The organism is Maribacter aestuarii (genome assembly GCF_027474845.2).
Taxonomy (GTDB): Bacteria; Bacteroidota; Bacteroidia; order Flavobacteriales; family Flavobacteriaceae; genus Maribacter; species Maribacter aestuarii.
Genome location: NZ_CP107031.2, coordinates 1,868,759 through 1,893,507 on the forward strand (window position 1 = coordinate 1,868,759; position 24,749 = coordinate 1,893,507).

General features: G+C 40.9%; 20 protein-coding genes and 2 pseudogenes. 9 read left to right on the forward strand and 13 right to left on the reverse strand.

Annotation, left to right across the window (positions count from 1 at the left end; all coding sequences use genetic code 11):
- Nucleotides 1-116: 116 nt before the first annotated feature.
- From N8A89_RS08460 to N8A89_RS08500, 9 genes and pseudogenes are all read right to left on the reverse strand, one after another.
- The gene (locus N8A89_RS08460) at nucleotides 117-593 is read right to left on the reverse strand and encodes a very short patch repair endonuclease (protein WP_281541872.1); all 477 of its coding nucleotides are present in this window, start codon (nucleotides 591-593) and stop codon (nucleotides 117-119) included.
- 66 nt (nucleotides 594-659) lie between these two features.
- Nucleotides 660-1,406: a succinate dehydrogenase/fumarate reductase iron-sulfur subunit gene (locus N8A89_RS08465; protein WP_281541873.1), complete on the reverse strand. Its 747-nt coding sequence runs from the start codon at nucleotides 1,404-1,406 to the stop codon at nucleotides 660-662.
- A gap of 10 nt (nucleotides 1,407-1,416) precedes the next feature.
- A complete protein-coding gene (locus N8A89_RS08470) occupies nucleotides 1,417-3,420 on the reverse strand; it encodes a fumarate reductase/succinate dehydrogenase flavoprotein subunit (RefSeq protein ID WP_289645347.1) in 2,004 nt (667 codons plus the stop codon).
- 2 nt (nucleotides 3,421-3,422) lie between these two features.
- Nucleotides 3,423-4,090 (reverse strand): annotated as a pseudogene (locus N8A89_RS08475) (succinate dehydrogenase cytochrome b subunit).
- A 345-nt stretch (nucleotides 4,091-4,435) separates the two neighbouring features.
- Complete coding sequence (locus N8A89_RS08480) at nucleotides 4,436-4,861, reverse strand: hypothetical protein (RefSeq protein ID WP_281541874.1); 426 nt, start codon at nucleotides 4,859-4,861, stop codon at nucleotides 4,436-4,438.
- 101 nt (nucleotides 4,862-4,962) lie between these two features.
- On the reverse strand, nucleotides 4,963-5,352 hold the full coding sequence (locus N8A89_RS08485; protein ID WP_281541875.1) for a DUF2721 domain-containing protein: 390 nt from the start codon (nucleotides 5,350-5,352) through the stop codon (nucleotides 4,963-4,965).
- Between the two features lie 8 nt (nucleotides 5,353-5,360).
- Nucleotides 5,361-8,207, reverse strand: a complete 2,847-nt coding sequence (locus N8A89_RS08490) for a WD40/YVTN/BNR-like repeat-containing protein (RefSeq protein ID WP_281541876.1) — start codon at nucleotides 8,205-8,207, stop codon at nucleotides 5,361-5,363.
- 133 nt (nucleotides 8,208-8,340) lie between these two features.
- The gene (locus N8A89_RS08495) at nucleotides 8,341-10,089 is read right to left on the reverse strand and encodes a M28 family peptidase (protein WP_281541877.1); all 1,749 of its coding nucleotides are present in this window, start codon (nucleotides 10,087-10,089) and stop codon (nucleotides 8,341-8,343) included.
- Nucleotides 10,077-11,528 carry a M20/M25/M40 family metallo-hydrolase gene (locus N8A89_RS08500; RefSeq protein ID WP_281541878.1) on the reverse strand — a complete coding sequence of 484 codons (1,452 nt, stop codon included), beginning with the start codon at nucleotides 11,526-11,528 and terminating at the stop codon, nucleotides 10,077-10,079. Before N8A89_RS08500 ends, N8A89_RS08495 begins: the two co-directional genes overlap by 13 nt.
- A gap of 137 nt (nucleotides 11,529-11,665) precedes the next feature.
- Here N8A89_RS08500 and N8A89_RS08505 point away from each other — a divergent pair, with 137 nt between their 5' ends.
- Together N8A89_RS08505 and N8A89_RS08510 are read left to right on the forward strand one after the other, a co-directional pair.
- Complete coding sequence (locus tag N8A89_RS08505) at nucleotides 11,666-12,031, forward strand: SdpI family protein (protein ID WP_289645351.1); 366 nt, start codon at nucleotides 11,666-11,668, stop codon at nucleotides 12,029-12,031.
- An 82-nt stretch (nucleotides 12,032-12,113) separates the two neighbouring features.
- The gene (locus N8A89_RS08510) at nucleotides 12,114-13,403 is read left to right on the forward strand and encodes an aminopeptidase P family protein (protein WP_289645353.1); all 1,290 of its coding nucleotides are present in this window, start codon (nucleotides 12,114-12,116) and stop codon (nucleotides 13,401-13,403) included.
- A gap of 70 nt (nucleotides 13,404-13,473) precedes the next feature.
- Here the strand turns inward: N8A89_RS08510 and brnQ are convergent, their stop codons facing one another.
- Entirely contained in the window at nucleotides 13,474-14,751 is a 1,278-nt protein-coding gene (gene brnQ, locus N8A89_RS08515) for a branched-chain amino acid transport system II carrier protein (RefSeq protein ID WP_289645355.1), read from the reverse strand.
- A gap of 260 nt (nucleotides 14,752-15,011) precedes the next feature.
- Here brnQ and N8A89_RS08520 point away from each other — a divergent pair, with 260 nt between their 5' ends.
- Nucleotides 15,012-15,227 carry a DUF1660 family phage protein gene (locus N8A89_RS08520; protein WP_281541880.1) on the forward strand — a complete coding sequence of 72 codons (216 nt, stop codon included), beginning with the start codon at nucleotides 15,012-15,014 and terminating at the stop codon, nucleotides 15,225-15,227.
- Between the two features lie 151 nt (nucleotides 15,228-15,378).
- Here the strand turns inward: N8A89_RS08520 and N8A89_RS08525 are convergent, their stop codons facing one another.
- The 3 genes from N8A89_RS08525 to thiL all read right to left on the reverse strand — a co-directional run bounded on the left by N8A89_RS08525 (nucleotide 15,379) and on the right by thiL (nucleotide 18,339).
- Nucleotides 15,379-16,038 carry a DUF2306 domain-containing protein gene (locus tag N8A89_RS08525; protein WP_281541881.1) on the reverse strand — a complete coding sequence of 220 codons (660 nt, stop codon included), beginning with the start codon at nucleotides 16,036-16,038 and terminating at the stop codon, nucleotides 15,379-15,381.
- Between the two features lie 76 nt (nucleotides 16,039-16,114).
- Nucleotides 16,115-17,248, reverse strand: a complete 1,134-nt coding sequence (locus tag N8A89_RS08530) for a helix-turn-helix domain-containing protein (protein WP_281541882.1) — start codon at nucleotides 17,246-17,248, stop codon at nucleotides 16,115-16,117.
- 38 nt (nucleotides 17,249-17,286) lie between these two features.
- Nucleotides 17,287-18,339: a thiamine-phosphate kinase gene (gene thiL, locus N8A89_RS08535; protein WP_281541883.1), complete on the reverse strand. Its 1,053-nt coding sequence runs from the start codon at nucleotides 18,337-18,339 to the stop codon at nucleotides 17,287-17,289.
- A 143-nt stretch (nucleotides 18,340-18,482) separates the two neighbouring features.
- Between thiL and N8A89_RS08540 the strand changes: the two genes are divergently transcribed.
- The 6 genes and pseudogenes from N8A89_RS08540 (at nucleotide 18,483) to sufC (ending at nucleotide 24,749) form a co-directional block, all read left to right on the forward strand.
- On the forward strand, nucleotides 18,483-19,715 hold the full coding sequence (locus N8A89_RS08540; RefSeq protein ID WP_281541884.1) for a choice-of-anchor B family protein: 1,233 nt from the start codon (nucleotides 18,483-18,485) through the stop codon (nucleotides 19,713-19,715).
- A 4-nt stretch (nucleotides 19,716-19,719) separates the two neighbouring features.
- Entirely contained in the window at nucleotides 19,720-21,063 is a 1,344-nt protein-coding gene (locus N8A89_RS08545) for a hypothetical protein (RefSeq protein ID WP_289645359.1), read from the forward strand.
- A gap of 126 nt (nucleotides 21,064-21,189) precedes the next feature.
- Entirely contained in the window at nucleotides 21,190-21,519 is a 330-nt protein-coding gene (locus N8A89_RS08550; RefSeq protein WP_281541887.1) for a HesB/IscA family protein, read from the forward strand.
- A 50-nt stretch (nucleotides 21,520-21,569) separates the two neighbouring features.
- Entirely contained in the window at nucleotides 21,570-23,015 is a 1,446-nt protein-coding gene (sufB, locus tag N8A89_RS08555) for a Fe-S cluster assembly protein SufB (RefSeq protein WP_281541888.1), read from the forward strand.
- Between the two features lie 107 nt (nucleotides 23,016-23,122).
- The gene (locus N8A89_RS08560; protein WP_281541889.1) at nucleotides 23,123-23,992 is read left to right on the forward strand and encodes an N-acyl homoserine lactonase family protein; all 870 of its coding nucleotides are present in this window, start codon (nucleotides 23,123-23,125) and stop codon (nucleotides 23,990-23,992) included.
- Between the two features lie 5 nt (nucleotides 23,993-23,997).
- Nucleotides 23,998-24,749, forward strand: a pseudogene (gene sufC / locus N8A89_RS08565) (Fe-S cluster assembly ATPase SufC).

Below are 24,749 nucleotides of genomic sequence, written 5' to 3' on the forward strand. Positions count from 1 at the left end.
TTAAGGTTAATAATTAATTTCTATACTTAATATAAAGAAGATAAGCCAAAAAATGCGTTAAAGCCCTTATAAATATAGGGATTCAAAGGTTAAAGGTTTCATAAAGGAAGCTAATATCAGCTCGTTTCATCCACTTTCAGGTGTTGGATGACTTTCTCGATACAGAATTCCAATTCTTTCTTAACTTCGGATTCCCAAAAACGAAAAACGGTATATCCCAAACGTTTTAATTCCGCATTCACTTCTTTATCACGCTGTATGTTGCGCTCAAATTTGGCGACCCAAAAGTCACGGTTTGTTTTTATCTTAGGTTTTCGTTCTTCCCAGTTACGTCCGTGCCAGTATTCTCCATCAATAAAGATGACAGTTCTATATTTTTTTAAGACAATATCTGGCTTCCCTATCAACTTTTTGTAATCGATGCGATATCGATATCCGGCGGCATATAAAGCTTTTCTAAAGGCGAGTTCGGGCTTGGTATTCTTGCCCCGTATCTTGCTCATAATCTTGGAACGCTCTGGAGTAGTATAAAATCCAGATTCTTCATTAAAGCGCGGTACGATAATACGTTCTTCAGAATACTTTTTGGGCATGATTAAAAATAAAAAATCCTAAACTTACAAGTTTAGGATTTTGAATCTATTTTGGACTGTATCGTGTTATCCCTTAATATTGGCTGCTAAATATTCACGGTTCATGCGCGCAATGTTCTCTAAGGAGATTCCTTTAGGACATTCTACTTCACAGGCTCCTGTGTTGGTGCAGTTTCCAAAACCTTCCAAGTCCATTTGTCGAACCATATTTTGTACGCGTTCCGTAGCCTCTACCTTTCCTTGGGGTAACAAGGCATATTGAGATACCTTAGCAGAGGTAAACAGCATGGCACTCGCATTTTTACAAGCTGCAACGCAGGCCCCACAACCGATACAGGCAGCAGCATAAAAAGCGTCATCTGCATCATGTTTATCTATTGGAATGGAATTAGCGTCTTGGGTATTTCCAGAGGTGTTAATGGAAATATATCCGCCTGCTTGCTGAATTCTATCAAAAGCAGACCGGTCAACGATTAAATCTTTAATCACAGGAAATGCTCTGGCTCTAAACGGCTCAATGACAATAGTATCTCCATCATTGAACTTGCGCATATGCAACTGACAGGTTGTGACCAACCTATCGGGGCCATGCGGTTCGCCATTTATTTGTAAAGAACAAGAACCACAAATACCTTCACGGCAATCGTGATCAAACTCCACAGGCTCCTCTCCTTTATTGATTAAATCCTCATTAAGAACATCCATCATTTCCAAAAAGGACATATCACCATCAATACCGTCTATGGTATAATCAGTCATTTTTCCTTTAGAAGTGGCATCTTTTTGACGCCAGATTTTTAAGTTTAATTTCATGCTGAAATTGTTATTTATATGAACGCGTTTTCAACTCAATATTTTCATACTTCAACTCTTCTTTATGCAGAACAGCGTCTTTGGGTTCACCCTTATATTCCCAAGCCGACACAAACTTAAAGTTTTCATCGTCTCTTAATGCTTCACCCTCTGGAGTTTGGTATTCCTCTCTAAAATGCCCTCCACAGGACTCGTTACGTGTTAAAGCGTCCTTGGCAAACAATTCACCTAACTCTAAGAAATCAGCAACACGCCCGGCCTTCTCCAATTCTTGGTTCTTACTATCTGTTGATCCTGGCACACGCACATTTTCCCAGAAGTCTTTACGTAAATCGGAAATCTCGTCAATGGCTTCCTGTAATTCAATTGCGTTACGGGACATTCCACACTTATTCCACATTATTTTTCCAAGTCTTTTGTGGTAATAATCAACGGAATGTGTTCCACTTCCGTTCATCAATTTCTCCATACGGTCCCTCACTTCTTTCTCCGCAGCTTCAAACTCGGGAGAGTCGGTCGGGATCTTACCCGTTCTAATGTCGTTGGATAAATAATCACCTATGGTATAGGGAAGTACAAAATACCCATCTGCAAGACCCTGCATAAGCGCGGAGGCTCCTAACCTGTTTGCACCATGGTCACTAAAGTTAGCTTCACCGGCAGCATAACAGCCTTCAACGGTGGTCTGTAAATTATAATCTACCCAAAGTCCACCCATGGTGTAATGTACGGCAGGGTAAATCATCATAGGTGTCTTGTACGGATTTTCATCTACTATCTTTTCATACATCTGAAAAAGGTTTCCGTACTTGGTTTCTATAACCTCTTCGCCCAAAGCCCTTACGGTTCTATCATCGGCATCCTTAATTCCTGAAGTCAATGCTTTTTCTTTACCATAGCGCATTATGGCAGCGTCAAAGTCCAAGTAAACGGCCTCTCCGGTTTTGTTCACACCAAATCCGGCATCGCAACGCTCTTTAGCTGCTCTAGAAGCAACATCACGTGGAACTAAATTTCCAAAAGCTGGATAACGTCTTTCCAAATAATAATCGCGGTCTTCTTCCTTCAGCTGCGTTGGTTTTAATTTCCCTTCGCGAATGGCTTGAGCGTCTTCTAATTTTTTTGGAACCCAGATACGCCCATCGTTTCGTAAAGATTCTGACATCAAGGTTAATTTAGACTGATGATCTCCAGATACCGGAATACACGTCGGATGAATCTGCGTGTAACAAGGATTAGCAAAAAAGGCACCTCTTCTATGAGCTCGCCATGCAGCCATTACGTTACTTCCCATAGCATTGGTAGAAAGGAAGAATACATTCCCATAACCTCCTGTTGCCAATACAACGGCATGCGCCGAATGCCTTTCAATCTCACCGGTAACCAAATTTCGTGCAATAATACCGCGTGCCTTACCATCGACTTTTACTAAATCCATCATTTCATGACGGTTAAAAGGCTTAATTTTACCCCTGTTTATTTGACGGTTCATAGCGGAATAGGCACCTAAAAGTAATTGCTGCCCCGTTTGTCCTTTGGCGTAAAATGTTCTTGAGACCAATACTCCACCAAAAGAACGGTTGTCTAATAGACCACCATATTCCCTTGCGAAGGGTACACCTTGGGCAACACACTGATCTATAATGTGACCGGATACTTCTGCCAACCGATATACATTTGCCTCGCGTGAACGGTAGTCCCCACCCTTTACGGTATCATAGAACAAGCGATAGTTACTGTCACCATCTCCTTGATAATTTTTTGATGCGTTGATACCTCCCTGCGCCGCAATGGAGTGCGCACGTCTTGGAGAATCCTGGTAGCAAAATGTTTTTACATTGTATCCGAGTTCGGCCAAGGTCGCCGCGGCGGAACCACCAGCAAGACCGGTTCCCACAACAATAATGTCAATATTGCGCTTGTTGGCTGGGTTAACCAGATTAATGTGATTTTTATGGTTGGTCCATTTATCGGCCAATGGCCCTGACGGAACTTTAGAATCCAATATGCCCATACTTAATGTGTTATTGGGTTAAGGTGATGATAGATAGCTATGAATGCAAATCCCAATGGGATGGCTATAGCATATATTTTTGTAAATGTTTGTATTGCAGGTGTGTACTTATTGTTCACTCCCATCGTCTGAAATGAGGAAGCAAATCCATGCAAGAGATGCAAGGCTAAAAGACCAAAAGCTAGAACGTAGAGAACGGTTCTCCATATAGGTTCAAATTTATGGACGGTTTCCTCATAGTATCTAGTCGGGTCCTCTGGGTTGGCCTCAACATATTTATAAGCCATTTCATGTACCCAAAAATCGTACATGTGCAAGCCTAGAAAAGCGAGTACCACCAAGCCGGTAATAATCATGTTTCTTGAAATCCAGGACGCGTTCGCCCCCCTTTGTATTTAACATACTTTGTGGACCTAGCTCTATTGTTCTGAATCTCCAGAGCAATTCCCATAGCAAAATGGACGATTACACCCGCAATTAGAATAGGTTGTAGGATGAATTGTACCAATGGATTGTACCCCATGAAGTGGGACCAAGAATTAAAAGTATCTGGAGCAATGACAGAGGTAATATTGATGACAAAGTGTTGGCCGAGGAAAAGGACCAGAAAAAGACCGGAAAGCGCCATTACTACTTTTCGGGCTATTGAAGATTTTAGCAATCCACTCATTTGTTGATTTTTTAGCGTGACAAATTTACGGTAAGGACGAGTTATTAACAAGTTTTCAATGGGTTTAGTATATTATTTAGACCCATTTTAATCATACCGCAAATGCTGTTTAGAATTTAAGCCCTAAATAGTATATTTTAAGAAAAATTATTAAACAAACAGGACCTTGCATTTTTTCCTAATCGGTGTGCCTAGTTCGTGAAATTGGATTTCCGTAAGCATCAAGAAGTTGAAAAATGAGTTAGTCACTTTTCTTGAAAATCACATACGCTCATGGAATATAATAGAGAATTCTACTTATAAATGGAAATGAAATGATTATTGAATTTAAGAGAAGAAATTTCCCTAAGCCAACTCTTTGGCACTCGCAATTTTAGTAAGGCTCCAAGCTATGGCCTTTTCAATATCAGAAAACTGTTGGATTGAATTCTTAAAGAACATTCTTTCTAATACTAGACTTGCAAAGCTTCCCTGGGTTTGTCCTACTACAGCATAAAAGCTTAACTGCCCTCTATTCTTATAAAATTTTGCCCAGTCCTTTGGAAGAACGTAATATTTATTGATCCTATTGGAGATATAGGCAATAGGTTTGTCTGCCCCAAAGATTTCACGAGAGGCCCTAACTGCTTTTTCGGCCATGTCCCAACCAAAGACCACGCCCTCTTTCACTTCCGAGATTACTAAACCGTCGAAGTAATAAAAGATACCGAATTCGAATTCCCTGACTTCTCTAATGTTCTTAAAGAATTCCAGGTCCTTTACCCGTTTCATGATAGTTAATGTTTTAAATAGCCCCTAAATATAGGGATTATATTGGGATTCGATGGAAAGTAAACTATGGCAATAAAAACTGAAGATTCTTACATAAGTCGCTATTCTTCAATATCTCTAAGTTGAATGGAAAGCGCCTTTGTGGATAGTTGAACCTCAATAAACGATAAAACCAAGGAAACCATGAGCGCCAAAAGGCTAATGACAAAAATAAGATTGGCCCAAAAACCAAGTTCTACATAGATTAAGAACATGGTAATGACCGCTAAGAGGAAACTGAATATCGCGGTCGCCTGCATATTCTTAATAATAATAAGTCTTTTTCTTAACTGTTGTACTTGTAGTCCTATGGATTTTGATTCCGTTTCCTGATATTTTTGATGCAATTGCCGTATAAGTGCAGCAATGGTCAAATAACGGGCATTATAGGCCAGCATGGTCAGTGAGATGGCCGGAAATAAAAGCGCGGGAATACTCAGGGATAGTTCCATTTTAGGATTTATTCAATTGTAAACTCCTTTTTCTCTTCTGCGCCATTACTCTTCATCACTATGGAATAAGTACCCTCTGGTAAATAGGTCTTGCCGTTTTTAGCTTCTGTCAATTCGGTTTTATGTTTTTTCAAATAGTTCATTTTTCCGGCTTTAGAAAATGCAACGTCAAATGATAACACATTTAACCCTTCATCGGCGGCTATTTCCGTGGCACTTACTTCGATTCCGTCCGAGCTTAAAATGGTCGCCTCAAACGCATCGGCTTCATTTGTATAAAAAGTAATATCTAATCCTGGGGTCTGTGGTTTGGACCAAGAGCTCCATGAACTTCCCCAATTCTTATTGTGTTTTATCGAAGCCAAGTCAAAAAGATGTAGGTCCTTCTCCATTAGCTCCGAATCCATCAATTGTAGCGTTGAAATATCGGCCTTATAAATACTGCGCCCGTGTGTTCCTACTAAAAGATGCTTCGCTTTGGGTTGTATGACCAAATCGTGCACGGCGACATTGGGCATACCATTCTGGAAAACTTCCCAAGAACTTCCGCGATTGAAAGAGATGTACAGCCCATTGTCCGTACCTGCGAATAATAAATCCTCATTTTCTGGGTCTTCTACGATAACGTTGACCGGTGAGCTTGGCATATTATTGGAAATAGATTTCCATGTTTTTCCATAATCATCACTGACAAAGATATAGGAGGTAAAATCATCCCAACGGTATCCGTTTAACGTGGCGTAGACCCGTTCTTTTTTGTGTTTGGACGCCGCCACCCGACTCACCCACAGGTTTTTTGGAAGGGAATTACTAATGTTCGTCCAACTTCCACCTGCATCCTTGGTGATTTGTATCAAACCATCATCACTACCCGTATAGATAAGCCCAAATTTAAAAGGTGATTCTGAAATTGTGGTCAGCGTACCATAGGCGATATCGCCTTCCTTTCCACCTTGCGTCAGGTCACCCGAAATGGTCTCCCAGTCGTCACCTTGGTTTAAGGACCGGTGTAGTTTGTTTCCTCCCAAATAAATAATGTCCTGATTATGGTGGGAAAGTAATATTGGTGTTTGCCAATTAAAACGGTAAGGCGTTTCTCCCAGCTCATGTTTGGGCTGTATATAGCTGCGCTTATCATTTTTTAAATCTAAACGGTAATAATTTCCAAATTGAAATCCCGTGTAAACGATATCTGAATTTCTATTATCTATTTGAACTTGCATCCCGTCACCTCCCATGATAGATTTCCATGGATAATGTCCTGTTTGATGCCATTCACTGTTTTCTTCGGCGTCATGCGGACCTTTCCATACCCCATTGTCCTGTAACCCTCCGTAAACATTATAGGGTTCTTCATTGTCCACGTTAATGGCATAAAATTGCCCCACGGAAGGCGCATTGTTCTTGCTCCAATTTTTACCATCATCATAAGATATATTTACCCCACCATCGTTACCGTTGATAAGGTGCCCGGACATTTTTGGGTTTATCCAGAGTGCATGATGGTCCGAATGTACGTTATCCCCGTTAATAGAGGTATAAGTTTTTCCGCCATCGTCCGATTTAATTATGGGCACTCCGGCCAAGTAGATTTTATCAACATTGGAAGGGTCTACATTAATTTGAGCAAAATAGTAACCATAGCTATAAAACAGATCATCTATAAAATCTTCGTTCCGTTTGTTCCAAGTTTTACCACTATCCGTGCTTTTGTAAACCTCGGCGCCTATAACTGGTGTATCAAAAAGCATGGAATTGGCATCTTCCAGATATTTGGCCAAATCTGTTGGCTTTACAGCTCCACTTCGTACCATCTGTTTAACGTTCTCTGCACGGTACTTTTCTTGAAAGTTGTTGTTCTTCAAAAAGTTGTTCAATTCCTTGTCCGATAATTTTAAGAAGTTTTCGGAAGACATTGTTTTAAAATCTTCCTTGGTGAGACCGTCAGATTTTTTCTTCTCTTCAGATTTCTTTGGCCTTCTGGATTGATTATCATGAACGGCGTAAACCGTATTTTCATCAAAAACGGCCAGTCCGATCCTACCCACACCGTCTCCAGTAGGAAATCCACTCTCGGGAGTAGAAACTTTGGTCCAGGAGCTGCCGCCATCGGTACTTTTATATATTCCTGAATCTGTTCCGTTTCCTAGGAATACCCATGCTTTTCTATCTTTTTCCCAAGCTGAAGCATACATGATGTTGAAATTGTTCGGGGCAAAAGCCACATCAATAATACCTGCTTCAGGACTTACGAACAGTGTTCTATTCCAGGATTTTCCTCCATCAGTTGTTTTGTAAATACCTCTTTCCTCATTTGGCGAATACAAATGGCCCGTTACGCCCACTACTACTTCATCCGGATTAGTGGGATTGATTAAAATACGACCTATATGATGTGAATCCTGCAGGCCCACGTTGGTCCATGTTTTTCCCTTGTCAGAGGATTTTAATATACCAATACCTGCATATGAAGAACGGGAAGCATTGTTCTCGCCCGTACCTACCCATATGGTGCCCGATTTCCAATCAACGGCTATATCGCCCACATTTTGAGTATGTGAATTGTCCATGATCGGAGTGAAGGTCGTACCATTATTGTTGGTATACCAGAGCCCGCCAGAAGCGTAACCTACGTAAAACTCGGTCGGATTGTTGGGATTTACGGCAAGGTCCACTACGCGACCACTCATTATCGAGGGCCCAATATTTTTTAAGGGAATATTCTTGACCAGGGAAGTTTGTTCTAATTGCGCCTTATCTTTTAGGGACATCAATACATCCTCTGCCGAAGTGGTGGATACCTGAGCGATAGAAAGAGTGATGCAAAAGAGACTAAGGAAGGAAAAGAGTTTCATATAAATTTGTATTCGTTTAATGTGTGGAAGTTAACAATAAGTTTTACCCTCGGCAAGAAAATGAGCGAACGGGATTTCAACTGAGGAAAATTTATTAACCAGATACTAAATCTCGGCCTTTACGTTCCCTTTCTTATTGTTCCAAATTCGATAGTTGTTTTTCATTTAAATCCTTGAGGGAATTTTTTGCCTTGTCAATTTCTGTATTCAGTTTTCCGTCTGTTGAGGTGGTCATATCTTTGACAGATTCAAATGTTTGGAGATACCAATCCTCCCATGCCTTAAGTATCTCCTTTTCTTCCGCAATCGATTTATTTTCTGAAATCGCTTTTTTGCTTAGCTCAAATTCGGCAGCTAGTCTTTTGTTCGCGGAAAGCTCTATTTCCTTCAATACACTACGCGCCGTAGTCACATCTGAATTTACCAGCTGTAGCCCACTGACCAAGGCGGCCGTTCCAACATTCTTTAAAGTTTCTTGGGAGACTTTGTCCAAACGGTCATTATCGGTATGGTAAAATTGATCCGTAAAATGCCATAATAACAAGCCCGGAATATCAGCATCTAAAAATGGAGTATGATCACTCCCGCCTTCAAAGGGATTGGTGTTCACTTCCCAGTTGGCAAAGTCCCCTTGTGCTTTAAAGTTATTGATGATAAAATCGTTCAGGAAATGTGGTTTCATTTCGTCCAAGGTCATTACATCCCCACCCCATTCCGAGTGTTTGTCATCTCCCCGTGTCCAAATGGCGCTGGGGTCCGGCATTTTCTCGATTAAGAAGGAACCCCCAGTGACCGCTGTGTTTTCTCCCACCATATCCAAGCTAATCCCATATTTAATTCCTTTGGCGCGTTCTTGGTCCTCATCAATATACCTTCTTGTCGATATAATTTCGTCTCCCCATAAAAAAGTTAGGGTTCGGTCGGCTTGTATGCTGTTCTCCTTTAAGAGTTTAGCGGCAAGGGTAGCCATTTCCAACTGTACCCCAACTCCCGTGGCATTGTCGTTTGCTCCAGGTTCTTGGATATGGGCACTGAATATTAGGCGTTCATTCGGGTTCTTGAGCCCTCTAATATTCGCGACTACAGTTAGTTCTTCTGACGGATAAATTTTAGTTTGGATGTTTACCTGTACTTGGGTCTTACCTTTTTTTAAAGCCGCTTTTAATTTTTCTTTGGCAGCAAAGGACAATGCGATACCCCACAATTTCGTATCAGTTTGGGGAGGCAAGCTTCTAAATTGGATGGAGGCGGAATTTTTTTCTGGTTGTAAATACGACGGGTTGTTATAGGTGATAATGCCCAGAGCCCCTTTAGAAACTAAACTGTCGTAAAATGGCCCTGCACCCTTCTCTGTAAATACGATTTTACCATTAAGGTCAAGGTCGGGCACATCCTCGGGATTTTCTACGTAAACAACTTCAGCCTTCACCCCGTCTTCGGGAGTGGATGCGGAATTGAGATAGGTCATGTTTCGATTACGCTCCGAAACCAATAGGGGCTCCTCCTTCCCAATTATTTGTAAACTTGCCGATACTGGTTCCCAAGTAGGGTTTTTCATCGGTCGCTTTTCGATGCGGTAGGTGAGTCGATCATCTTCTTTAGCAGCATTTTCCAGAACATAGCCCGCTTTCTCCAAATGGTCGGCTATCCAATACACACTCTTATTGAATCCCGTGTTACCGGCCACCCGCCAATATTGCTCCACAAATTCAGTAGTTTTGTACGCCAACTCTCCTGTAAATTTTGGACGTATGATGTCAAAATAATCAACTGTATTTTCTTGTGAACTCTGGGAACACCCTATTAAAAAAGCAAATAAGAGAAATGCTGATAAAACCTTTGTTGCAAATAATTTTGAAAAACAACTTTTTACTCTCCCCATTTCCAATCGCCTCCTATGATCAGTTTTTCCTTTAAATCATTATCAATCATGAACTGTTTCGTAGTCTCGCTATCCATTTTGGTGGCAGGCAAGGTATCGGCATTGGCCAAAGCATATAGTATCATGGTACCAAAACGGGCCGTGTTGGTCATGTGTTCCTCATTTACCAAATTAAAATCGTCACAGTCCGAATGATAGCAACCATAGATGGAGCGGTCCAAATTACTATGTACCGATAAGATGGGAACACCTTCCAGCATAAAGGGCTGATGGTCGCTATGTAGTCCGGAGCGGTTGGAAAACGTATTTTCAAATATAGAATCCTGTTGCTGTATTGTAGCTCCTAATTCCTTGTAAAAGGCTTCATTATCCAATTTTCCTCCGGCGTTCATGCCAATGGGATTACCTGCCATGTCCAAGTTCATCATATATTTTATGTTGTCTATAGTGTTATTTTCAATAGCTTCCTCAACAAGATGCTTGGAGCCCAATAGACCTTGTTCCTCTCCCATGAACATGATGAACTTTACGGTTCTTTTCGGTTGAAGGTTGTTTGCTTTAAAGGCCCTAGCGATGTCCAAAACCGCAAAGGAACCAATACCATTATCAATGGCACCAGTCGCCAAATCCCAAGAATCCAAATGGCCCCCTACAACAATTTCCTCCTGTGGAATTTCACTTCCCGGCAAAGTTGCCACAACATTACGTGCTTTAATTACATCACTATTGTTGGTCATTTCTATAGTTGCAGTGGCAGAACCGGTTTTTAGGGTCTCTTTTAGTGCCATTCCATCCTCCATTCCAATGCAAACGGCAGGTATGGGAATTAGTTCGCCGGTTACAGAAGCCGTTCCTGTAAGTAAAACTCCGTTGGGAACTTGATTGATAATAATAATCCCCTTAGCCCCATATTTGATAGCCAAGGCCGTTTTTTCGCTACGGTGTAAATTGCTCAATCCTTCGGGGCTTCCTTCAAGTAGGTTAATGTATACCAAGGCAATCTTATCTTCTACAGCTCCCGGTTGGGCTTCGTAATCCGCTTCCAGCCCGTTACCCATGTCCACTACTTCTCCAGTGACCTCCGCTTTAACAGGGGAGTGTCCTAAAGTGACTACTTTAATAGCTTCTCCGTTAATTTCCAAGGAAACGGTGCCCCTGGACCAGGCCTCTACCTCAAAGGTTTGGTAGGCCACATCTTCAAAACCGTATTCTTTGAACTTATTAAAGGTGTACTCCTCAGCTTTTGCCCCGTTATCCGATCCGGTTAGTCGGTGGCCAATAGTTTCCGTAGCCTCTTTTAAGGTGCTATATCCTTTGGCATTTTGTTTTATTTCAGTATCGATACGCGCAAATAGTTCTGCTTGAGACTCTTGCTTTTCGGCTTCGGAACAGGACTGAAAGGCCATGACGAAAAGAAATAGAAATGATAGTTTTTTCATAAAGGAAATCTAATGATGAATAATTGTTTATGGTCGCCCAAGTTAGTTAATTAGAGCTGAATTAGCAGCGAAATTATTTATGTTAATCTTATAATTCTAAGCAACTTTTACCAAAAAAACAACTAGAATTCTTTAATTTGATAGGTAAGTGTTTAATTAAATATGAAAGACTTTTTCTTCTAGGTTCGTTGATACTTTTGGTAGTAGGGCTAGCCTATTTCTTTTTCCCACCAAAAGGGATTAATCACGTTTATGGATACAGAACTCCTTCTTCCACTAAAAATGATCGGAATTGGGAGGTCTCCAATAAACTTGCTTCCCGTATATTTTTGGGTGTAAGTATTTTGATGACCCTTTTACTTTATATCAATACGGAGCAAAAGTTTATGGACAGTGACGACCTCTTCATTATCAGTTTTTTAAGTGGTGTGGCGATTATATTCATCGTAGTGGAAACAAAACTTTGGAGGATAAATAAAAAAAGTTCAAAGAGTAAGACTTAGGAAATAGTCTTCCTTCAGCATAAAGTTTTAATGGGAAAAGTCCGTGCGTAAATTGCTATTTTTGGGGAAATCCAGAAATAAAATGAAATACGATCAAATTCCCAATACCCTTTTTATAAAAAACCGCAAAAAGTTTATGGCGCGGATGAAGCCTAAGAGCATCGCCGCATTCAACTCCAACGATATTTATCCTATTAGTGCGGACAGCACCTTGCCTTTTGAGCAGCATCGGGATATTTTTTATTTGAGCGGTGCGGACCAGGAGGAAACCATTTTATTGTTGTTTCCGGATGCGATGGACAAAAAGCACAGGGAGGTCTTGTTCGTAAGGGAAACGAATGACCATATCGCCGTTTGGGAAGGGGAGAAATTGACCAAGGAAAAAGCTACGGTAGTCTCCGGGATAGAAACCGTCTATTGGTCAACGGATTTTGACAATGTATTTTTTGATTTGATGACCGAGGCGGAGACCATCTATTTCAACACCAACGAACATTATCGGCAGGCGGTGGAAACCCAAACCCGTGAGGATCGTTTCATTCAAAAATGTAAAAAAGAATATCCGGCGCATCAGGTTGCCAAAAGCAATCCTATTCTACAAGAAATTCGTGGGGTAAAGGAACCGGAGGAAATCGATTTGATGCAGACCGCCTGTGACATCACCGAAAAAGGTTTTAGGAGGTTACTGGGTTTTGTAAAACCAGGAGTGTGGGAATATGAGATAGAAGCGGAGTTGCTCCACGAATTTGTTCGTAACCGCTCCAAAGGGTTTGCGTATTCCCCCATTATCGCTTCCGGAAATAACGCGAACGTATTGCACTATTTGGAGAACAACCAGCAGTGCCAAGCCGGAGACTTGATATTGATGGATGTTGCCGCCGAATATGCCAATTATTCCAGTGACCTTTCCCGTACTATTCCCGTTAGCGGAAAGTTTACCCAGCGACAAAAGGATGTTTACAATGCCGTTTTACGGGTGAAGAACGAAGCGACCAAAATGTTGGTACCGGGAACCTTATGGGCCGCATATCACAAAGAATGCGGTAAATTAATGACGTCAGAATTGTTAGGATTGGGCCTTTTGGACAAAGCCGATGTACAGAATGAAAATCCGGATTGGCCAGCTTATAAGAAATATTTTATGCACGGCACAAGTCACCATATTGGTTTGAACACCCACGATTACGGAGAACTTAAAAAACCTATGAAGGCCAATATGGTATTCACCGTAGAACCGGGCATCTATATACCCGAAGAGAAAATGGGCGTTCGCTTGGAGGATGATGTCGTGATTCAAGATAAGGGTGAACCATTTAATCTGATGCGAAACATTCCTATTGAGGTGGAGGAAATAGAGGAGTTGATGCAATAAGGTACATGCTATTTAAAATTTCAGCACATCAGAATACAGATAAACAAGCTGAAAGAGTCGAACAGATTTCTCACTCACTTTGCTTTTTAAAAATGAAATTGGTCAGCATAAAAACCACCGAAGTCGGCAGTACCCACCCCAAACTAAATTTACTTAAGGGAATATAGGCTTGTATTCCAGTAATGGAATCCCCTAATCCAATGGTTCCTAAAAAATCTGGAACGCTAAATAATATGGTCGTGAGTACAACAGCCTGAAATACTTTAGGAGCAGCAAATTTTTCAGGTACTACATTAAGTAGAATAAGGACAATAGTAATAGGGTATATAAACATTAAAGCGGGGAGTGCCACGGCAATGATATAGTCTACGTTAAATTGTCCCATAAGCACTCCCAAAACACTTCCAATAATCGCGGTAATCAAATACGCTTGTTGTGAATCCGCAAAACGGGATTTTATAAAGTCGGCCGTTCCGGTAACAATCCCCACGGCCGTGGTAAAGCAGGCCAAACTCACCAAAATACTTAGAAATAGATTGCCGGTATTCCCTAAGGTCATACGTGCCATTCCCGAAAGCAAAGCGGTTCGTGAAATTTCCGCATCAAAAGCACTGTGGACCAATGCGCCAGAGAGGATAAGTCCAGCATAAATAAGGAAAAGTCCCAGGCCGGCCAGCCAGCCAGCCCGACGTATCAAAGCTTTCTTAGCCTCATAGGAACCACTTTTATGTTTGATGTTAATGGAAACAATGATAACCCCTCCTACGACCACGGCACCAATAGCATCAAAGGTCTGGTAGCCTTCCAGGATACCATCTGTAAACGGACTTGTAAATTGGGTTGACGTGAAATCAAATTCAAATGAAAATACGGTAATACCAATTAATAATAGCAGGATGGTGATGATACCCGGGGTCAATAGTTTACCGATGATATTCAGGATTTTGGAACGGTTCATGACAAAGACGAAAACCAGTACAAAATAAAACACACTGGTAAGCCATGACGGACTATCAAAAAAAGGTTGGATGGCCATCTCATGGGTAACAGAAGCTGTTCTTGGAGAAGGTAGGCTTATGGAGATGGCATAGATAATAAAGGAATATAGCAAACTGAAAGTTGGGGATACTTTTTTACCAAAGTCAAAAATGGTCCCCTGCAGTTTTGCATGGGCCAAGATTCCCAAGATGGGAATAAGCACTGCAGAAAGACAAAAACCTAGGGTTACCAACCACCAAAGTACTCCGGATTTGAAGCCTAATTGTGGCGGCAAAATTAAATTGCCGGCACCAAAAAAGAGAGAGAAAAGCGCAAAGGCGGTTATTAGGGTTTCTTTGGTTTTAAACATCGTTTTAAAATAAGCCGAAAGATAGCCGAAAATCTGTAATTGAAATCTTTTTAAAAACCATCACCTATAAAAATGGCCAGTTAACAACAGGAATAGGGAACATCACAACAAATTATGGCTCAGTCCTTTAAAAAGGTATACTTTAACAATAATTATTTAAAGCACGACATTTTTACGTCGACCCAAAAAACAAACAACATAGAAATTTGGCATTTTTCCGATTCCCAAATCCGACCAATGCAACCTAAAAACCCTACATCATGAAAAAAATATTCTGTAATATTTTTGGTCACCACTACTCAATTTCAAAAAAAGTAACTTCCCACATTAAAGAATACAAGTGTATTCACTGTCAAAAGCAAGTCACTACGGATGTTAGCGGCAACCTTTCTATTTTGACACCGGAGTTACAGGACATCAACAGAACCCTAGAACATATTTACCAAAGAAGGCACAACGCACAACAAGTAGCGTAAACCCTTTTTTAGGTTACTAAATTCCAACCCATGGTCGGCGATGGAATTTAACTACTATTCCCGTAAATTAAGTAAGTATTTTTTATTCTTAGCTGTCGTATGCCCCACAACGGATAAGTAAAGATTGCCCTTGTTTTCGGGAATTTTTTGTTCAAGCACTAGTTTGACGCACGTTTCTTTTTCTATAGAAATAGACCATAAAACCAATGACCAGTAACGTACCAAAAATAGAGGGCAATAATTGACTGTAAGGTTTGTAATTAGGTAACATAGTGCCAACCGCCGCCGCTAGTAATGCGGTAAAGGCATTTATCATTTTGTATATATGCTCGTAAAGCCAGAGTGCTTTATAGGATTTTGATGGAATCAGGTATCGAATTAAATCATACCCTACGATCAAGAACAACGCCCCAAAAGTTGAATAAATCACTGTTGGATTCCAAAAAAGTTCAGTAGATTTTAAATAGTCCATAAAATAGAGACCTATGCCGAGACTTAATAAAGCGACCGACACATCCAGTAATTTTGGTTTATTAGATTTTGTTTTCATGGTTCTGAATCCGGAAAATCCATTATAGCCGGCTAAAATGGTCAACACTAAAAGATAAGGGTTCCCCCTAAAAACTATTGCTCCTACAAGACCTGTACATATCACTACAGCTAAAAACACCAAGAATATTCGTCCAAACTTTATATGGGTTTTATTCCCTTTCTTGGCAACCAATATTACTATCCCCAGAAGTAAAGCAATTAGTCCGCAGATAACGTGAATGAGTATATTGACAGAGTGAAGTGATATTTGATTGTCCATGTTTAAAGGTTTTGTTCAAATCTCTATAAAATGGAAAAGAAACACGCCCCAGCCCATCGGCTGAAACCTGTTTGGCCTATATTTTCTTGAATGCGGAGGGTGGGAGGCCCGTATATTTTTTGAAGTACCGGTTAAACGAGGATTTTGATTTGAACCCGCACTCGAAGGCAATTCCTAAAACGGATAAATGATCGAAATTGGTTGAGGACAGTTTCTTTTTGGCCTCTTCAACACGATAGCGATTTACAAAGTCATAGAAGTTCATGTGAAAATGCTGGTTGATGACCTGTGAGAGATGCGACTGTGAGATTCCACTTTGTTCGGCAAGTTGCGATAAGTTAAGGTTATCATTTAAAAAGGGCTTTTCAACCTCCATGAATTTGGATAATCGACTTGCCATAATTTCGATTTTTTCTGAGGTAAGGCCCGATTTTGAATAGGATACCCTTTCTGAACTATTGGCCTCAATGTCCAAACCGGCAATTGCTTTCGAATCCATATTTGAAAAAATCGCTGTTTGTCGAAATCCATAAAAGCCAAAAGCAATTAGCATTAGACTTAAAATGATTCCTACAAGAGCAAAAGCATTTTCAATAGGGAAAAGTTGAAATTGACTTGCTCCAAAAATCAGAAAGGATGCCAATACAAAAAGTACCAAATAGGCATACACGACATAGCTCAACCACTTCAAATTGATTTTCTCATCAAATGAGAAAAGGGCTACAATGTTACGTCTATGTTTTCTTAGCAACAATAAGTCCCAAACACAATAGACTAATCCTGAAATCGCTAATGGAATGGCGTAGTATTGCATCCATTTTGGCGGACTTTTTGAGAGATCAAAGTACCCATTATTGGCCGTGAGGGCAACATTGTCTTTTTGTTGCAAAACATAAAACATGGCAACATAAACCACATAGACTCCCAAATGCAAAAAAGCAGTTCTCCATGAAACACGATGCCCGGTCAGCGATGAAATATAAAGAAATAGCAGGGGTGCGCCGAGCAATGGCAGGCTAAAAAATGGAATAGACCAAAATCCATGAATTGGAAATTGAAATAGGGTCACCTCATAAAAGGCGATTTGGCCCAAGGTGACTGAAATCCATCCTAAAAATAGATAATCGCTCTGGCTTTTGTTTTTCTTAAAAAGCAGGAGCAATACCATGAGGACACCGATTCCCAATCCGGCATTTAAGATAAATTCCATATTAGCAGTATGTGTAAAGAAACTACAAACTACGCAATTTAATTTCCTTCGGAAAACGAATTCCAACCCTGCGCAGTCAACGGTATTTGTGCCCCACCCCTGGCAATCATATGAGCTCCGGAAGATGCATCGGTCATGTGGCCGATGACCGTTAAATTGGGATTCCCCTTAATTTTCTCAAAATCATTTTGATCGATGGTAAAAAGAAGTTCGTAATCCTCGCCACCACTTAAGGCTACCAAAGTGCTATCTATTTTAAATTCCTCACAACTCGAGATTACGGTAGGGTCCAATGGAATCTTGTCTTCGAAAAGGTTGCAACCCACATTACTACTTTTACACAAATGCAATATTTCTGAGGAAAGCCCATCACTTATATCGATCATGGCAGTGGGTTTTACCTCAAGTTTTTTAAGTAATTCTGGAATGTCTTTCCGTGCTTCGGGTTTTAATTGGCGCTCCACAATGTAGGAGTAGGGCTCTAAATCGGGTTGGCTGTTCGGGTTCACTTTAAAAACTTCTTTCTCACGTTCCAAAACTTGGAGTCCCGTGTATGCTCCGCCTAAATCTCCCGATACTACCAAAAGATCATTTGGTTTTGCCCCGGAGCGGTAGGTAAGTTCGTCTTCCTTAGCCTGGCCCATAGCCGTAACACTTAATAACATGCCCGTTTTGGATGAAGTAGTATCCCCACCAATCAAATCCACACCATAGGTTTTACAGGCAAGTTGAACTCCGGCATAGAGTTCCTCAAGAGCTTCCAGAGGAAATCTGTTGGAAACTGCAATGGAAAATGTTAGCTGCGTTGCCATAGCGTTCATGGCATAGACATCGCTGAGGTTAACCATCACCGCTTTATAACCTAAATGTTTTAAGGGCATATAGCTCAGGTCAAAGTGTACGCCTTCAATCAACAGGTCTGTAGTTACGACCGTCTTGCTATTGTTATGATCTAAGACAGCGGCATCATCCCCAATACCTTTGACCGTGGACTTTTGGGTGATTGTAAAATTTTTGGTCAGATGGTCTATCAACCCAAACTCACCTAATTTTTCCAAATCGGTTTTTTCCGTATTTTTATCTTTTAACATAGTACATTTTTTAGCGTTGCACCTTTGAATATAATGCCCCTTTGAGGGCTTGAAAAGCAAGGTTCTTTTACGTTTGGCAAAAGTAATCAGGATATTTTATATCGTATCTTTACTTCGGGTATAATTTTTGATACGCACTGATTATGAAATACACTTCACTACTGTTTATGATTGTTCTTGCAATGGCCTGTTCTAAGAATGATGACTCGCCTTCTGACATGGACGAAATGGAAATTATAGACGACCCAGTTACGGGATTAATACCCTGCGAAAACGGGATGGCGGGCGAATACCCATGTAACGGATACGATTTACTGGGCTTTATACCCTTAGCTACTTTTCAATCCCAAGCAGGAAATGACATTTGGGGATGGACGGATACCAGCACCGGAAAGGAATATGCCCTTATGGGTCTGAATGATGGAACAGTTTTTATCGATATTTCAGATACCGAAAATTTAATCTATCTCGGAAAGTTGCCAACGGCTACCGGTTCCAGTACTTGGAGAGATATTAAAGTCCATAATGATTATGCCTACATTGTATCAGAAGCCGATAATCACGGAGTTCAGATTTTTGATTTAAAAAAATTGAGAGATGTGAGCGATGCACCAAGAACATTCTCGTCGGATGGGCGCTATACCGCCATTGGCAATGCGCACAATATTGTAATCAACGAGTTGACCGGATTTGCCTATCCTGTAGGAACGGCTCGTGACGACGATTTCAATGGTGGCGTTCATTTCTTGGATTTACAAAATCCAACAGCGCCTATTTTAGCGGGTGGATGGGGTGACAATGGATATACGCATGACGCACAGGTTATAAGTTATAGTGGTACGGATATGGATTATGCCGGGTCGGAGATTTTCGTGGGTGCCAACGAGAATCAAGTGGTTGTGGTGGATATTACGGACAAAGAATCACCTATTGAATTATCTACATTACCCTATCCCAACATCGGATATACCCATCAAGGTTGGTTCACGGAAGATCAGCGTTATTTTATTCTAGGAGACGAATTGGACGAAATTAATTCCGGTTTTCGTTCCAGGACCTTAATTTTTGATATGACCGATTTGGATAACCCCGTGCTACACGATACCTACTTAGGTCCAACAAGTGCTATTGACCATAACGGGTATGTAGTTGGAGATGAATTCTTTTTGGCTAACTATACTGCCGGAGTTCGCGTTCTAGATATTTCCCAGATTGAAGGAAAGACAATAACCGAAACCGGTTTTTTTGATACGTTTCCTGCTAGTAACAATACCCAATTTGATGGAGTCTGGAGTGTTTATCCCTATTTTGAAAGCGGTAAAATCCTGGTGAGTGATATTAATAGGGGATTCTTTGTTATTAAAAAATCGGAATAAGGATATGCGAAAAGTTCTTTTACCCTTAGTTGCTATTTTAATATTTTCCTGCGCGAAAGAGGATACTCCCATTCCTTTTGAGGCTTCCGAATCCAACTTTGTTGGGGAAGTGGATTGGGTCAAGAATTTTGGTGGGAGCGGTGAGGAAACCGCACAAGCTGTTGTCGCCACCTCGGATGGGGGATATGCCATTTTAGGTTTTACCAATAGTGTGGATGGGGATGTCACGGACAAAGACTTGGAGGTAAACGACTACTGGCTTTTGAAATTGGATGCTGATGGAAATCTACAATGGAATAAAACTTACGGTGGAAGCAAAGATGACCGTGGTCAGAGTTTGGTGCAAACTTCGGATGGGGGTTATGCCCTTACGGGCTATGCCATGAGCGATGATGGAGATGGTTCGCTAAACAATGGGTTTCATGATAATTGGATTTTAAAGCTAGATGCCTTTGGGAATATGGAGTGGGAAAAGAGTTTTGGTTTTTCGGGCCATGATCACTCCTACGATATTCTGCAGACCCAAGACGGCGGATTCTTTTTTACCGGCTTCCTGGATATTACATCAGCTCGGGCCGATGGTAATACGGAGAAGGGCAATACGTTTACCAGTCACGGAGTGGGTGAATTTTGGGGCACAAAAATCAACGAAACAGGTGATCTGCAATGGCGGGGTTATTTTGGAGGCACTAACAACGATCGGTCACATGCGGTCGTACAATCGGATGATGGAGGTTTTGTAATGGTGGGATTTACGGAGAGTTCTGATTATGACATTAGCAATAGTCAAGGAAGTTATGATTATTGGATGGTAAAAGTGGATGATAATGGTAATCTGCTCTGGGAACGTTCTTTTGGTGGCTCAGGCATAGAGATTTCCTTTGATATAGAAAACACCAATGATGGCGGCTATATTGTTGCCGGAAACACCTTCAGTAACGATGGAGATATTTCCCAAAACCAAGGTGAATCGGATTTTTGGCTCATCAAAGTGAATGATGCTGGAAGTTTGATTTGGGAAGAAACTTATGGCGGAACCCAATTTGACGCTGCCCAAGCAGTGGTCCAAAGTTCGGACGGGGGTTTTTTGGTGGTAGGGAATTCAAAGAGTTCCGACTTGGATGCCAACTTCAATAGTGGAGAAAACGACATTTGGGTCATAAAAACTGACGCTCAGGGCAATCTCGTATGGCAGAAATCATTTGGGGGAACGGGAATCGATTTTGGATTTGACGTAGTCGAAAATTCCCAGGGCAATATCTTGGTCGTTGGAGAATCTTCCAGCACTGATTTTCCATCTATTACTTCTAAAGGCAAATCGGACCTCATAGTACTTAAAATCAAGTAATACCCATTATTCAATCCTCAATAGAAAGTCCCTATTATTCCATACGTTATAATAATGTTAGGTTTTATGGTAAAACCCTACTTATACAGTATATTTGTAAACTATTTAGATTAAATCTATTTAACTATGATTCAAGTTTCGGAAACGGCAAAAAAGAAGGTCATCAACCTAATGACGGAAGAGGGTTTTGATGCGGCTAGGGATTATGTTCGAGTGGGTGTAAAGAGCGGTGGTTGCAGTGGATTATCCTATGAATTGAATTTTGATAACAAGCTGGGTGAAACCGATAAGGTCTTTGAAGACAACCAAGTACGGATTATTGTAGATAAAAAAAGCTTTTTATATCTAGTAGGAACTGTTTTGGAGTATTCGGGTGGATTAAACGGAAAAGGATTTGTTTTTAACAATCCAAATGCGCAGCGCACTTGCGGTTGTGGCGAGAGTTTTTCCTTATAGGATTGATAGTTGATACCTTTCAGTTCAATTAAAGTTTTGAAAAAGAAAATATGGCATATACAGAAGAGGAATTAAAAAAAGAATTGGAGACCAAGGAGTATGAGTATGGCTTCTATACGGACCTTAAGTCGGACACTTTTCCTAAAGGATTAAGCGAGGACATTGTCCGTGCAATCTCTAAAAAGAAGAACGAACCGGAGTGGATGACCGATTGGCGAATTGAGGCCTATCGTGGTTGGGAAAAGATGAAGGAGCCGGAGTGGTCAAATGTGCGTTATGAAAAACCTGATTTTCAGGCGATAAGTTATTACAGCGCTCCTAAAAAGGCAGACCCTAACAAATCATTGGACGATGTAGATCCTGAGTTGTTGGCCATGTATAAGAAACTGGGTATTTCTATAGATGAGCAAAAGAAACTTCAAAACGTTGCAGTGGACATCGTTGTGGATTCGGTTTCTGTGGCTACCACGTTCCAAAAAACCTTGGCAGAAAAAGGAATTATTTTCATGCCTATTTCCGAGGCTATTCAGGAACACCCGGAATTGGTGAAAAAATACATGGGAACCGTAGTGCCCAAAACCGATAATTTTTACGCAGCATTGAATTCTGCCGTTTTTACGGACGGTTCTTTCTGCTATATTCCAAAAGGGGTGAAATGCCCAATGGAATTGTCTACCTACTTCCGGATTAATGAAGGAGGCACGGGACAGTTTGAACGTACTCTAGTAATTGCGGAAAAAGATAGTTATGTGAGTTATTTGGAAGGCTGTACGGCACCTTCTAGGGATGAGAACCAATTGCATGCCGCCGTAGTGGAATTGATTGCCTTGGATGATGCGGAAATTAAGTACTCAACCGTACAGAACTGGTATCCAGGGAATAAGGAAGGTAAAGGTGGGGTGTACAACTTTGTAACCAAAAGAGGGCTTTGTGAGAAAAATGCAAAGATTTCTTGGACCCAGGTAGAAACAGGTTCCGCAGTAACGTGGAAATATCCTTCCTGCATCTTAAAAGGGGATAATTCCGTTGGTGAATTCTACTCCATTGCCGTGACCAATAACTATCAGCAAGCAGATACGGGGACTAAAATGATTCACCTTGGGAAAAATACCAAGAGTACTATTATTTCAAAAGGAATCTCCGCTGGAAAATCCCAAAATAGTTATAGAGGATTGGTTCGCATAGGCTCTAGGGCCGAAAATGCACGTAATTTTTCGCAATGTGATTCATTGCTGATGGGGAATGAATGTGGCGCACACACTTTTCCCTATATCGAAGCCAAGAATAAATCCGCTCAGGTAGAGCACGAAGCTACGACCAGTAAGATTGGTGAGGATCAGATTTTCTATTGTAACCAAAGAGGTATTGATACGGAAAAGGCGATTGCCCTTATTGTAAATGGCTTTAGTAAGGAGGTTTTGAACAAGCTCCCAATGGAGTTTGCCGTTGAAGCACAAAAATTACTGGAAATAAGCCTAGAAGGTTCAGTAGGATAGTTCGGCTATGCTGAACTACTAGGTATGGTAGGTAAGCAAGAGCGTAACAAATTGACAAGCATGTTGACTGAGCATAGTCGAAGTCACATTGAGTAAAATATTAGAAAATGAAAAGAATACTATTTGTTGTTTTTATAATGTTCGCTTTTATCTCTTGTAAAGACGAGAAAAAAGCTGTTAAGGAAGAGGTAGCTGAAGAAAACAAACCAGAAGTGAAATTATATACGTTCAACGGAGGAACCGTATTCGTTAATAATTTGGAGTTGTTTTCCCAAGATACCACCTATCGGGGTCAAACCAGGGAGTTCTCCGATCCGTTTTATGTCATTAGTCACCCTAAAGGAAATCTTATGTGGGACGCGGGACTTCCGGAAATGTTGGTGCCCACGCCAGAACCCTATACCGACCCAAGTGGTGCGTTTACGGTTTCGAGAAAGGATTCGGTCATAAATCAATTGAAAACAATCGGCATGTCGCCGGACGATATCAAATTTTTGGCTTTGTCTCACACCCATTTTGATCATAGCGGACATGCAAATACTTTGAAGGATGCTACATGGTTGGTACAGGAAAAGGAGTATGAGTTTATAACCAGCGAGGAAGCCCAAAAGAACAATGCCGACATCTATGGCGCTATAGCAGAATTAAAAAATGTTCAAAAGCTACAGGGTGATTTTGATGTGTTCGGGGATGGAAGCGTCGTCATTAAATCGATGCCAGGTCACACGCCCGGACATCAGGTTTTATATTTGGACTTAGCGGAAAGTGGCCCTATGTTATTGTCGGGAGATTTATACCATTTAGATGAAAACCGCGAACATAGGCGTGTACCAAGTTTTAATTTTGATGTTGATCAAACCTTGGCCAGTATGGAAGACTTTGAAGCTTTTGCAAAAGAAAAGAATGCAAAAGTATATATACAACACCATAAAGAAGATTTTAATCAAATGCCGAAGGCACCAGAATACTTAAAATAAATACGATGTTAAAAATTACTGATCTACATGCTCAGGTAGAAGATAAAGAAATATTGAGAGGAATAAACCTTGAAGTGAAAGCAGGTGAGGTTCATGCCATTATGGGGCCTAATGGTTCTGGAAAAAGTACTTTGGCATCTGTCATTGCGGGGAAAGAGGAATTTGAAGTGACCAAAGGATCCGTCGTCCTAAACGGTGAAGATTTAGAAGATGTAGCTCCTGAAGAGAGGGCGCATAAAGGCGTATTTTTGTCGTTTCAATATCCTGTAGAAATTCCTGGCGTATCCGTAACCAACTTCATGAAAACGGCAATTAATGAATCGCGAAAGGCAAACGGTTTAAAAGATATGCCGGCCAATGAGATGTTGAAATTGATTCGTGAAAAATCTGAATTGTTGGATATTGACAGGAAATTTTTATCCCGCTCCTTGAACGAAGGATTTTCCGGGGGGAGAAAAAAAGGAACGAGATTTTTCAAATGGCCATGTTAGAACCTAAACTTGCCATTTTGGATGAGACCGATTCTGGTTTGGATATCGATGCACTACGTATAGTTGCCAATGGGGTAAACAAATTAAAAAGTAAAGACAATGCAGTAATTGTAATTACCCACTACCAACGTTTATTGGAATATATTGTACCAGACTTTGTTCATGTGCTGCATAATGGAAGAATAGTAAAATCCGGAGGCAAAGAACTGGCTTTGGAATTGGAAGAGAAGGGTTATGACTGGATCAAGAACGAGGCGGTAGTCTAA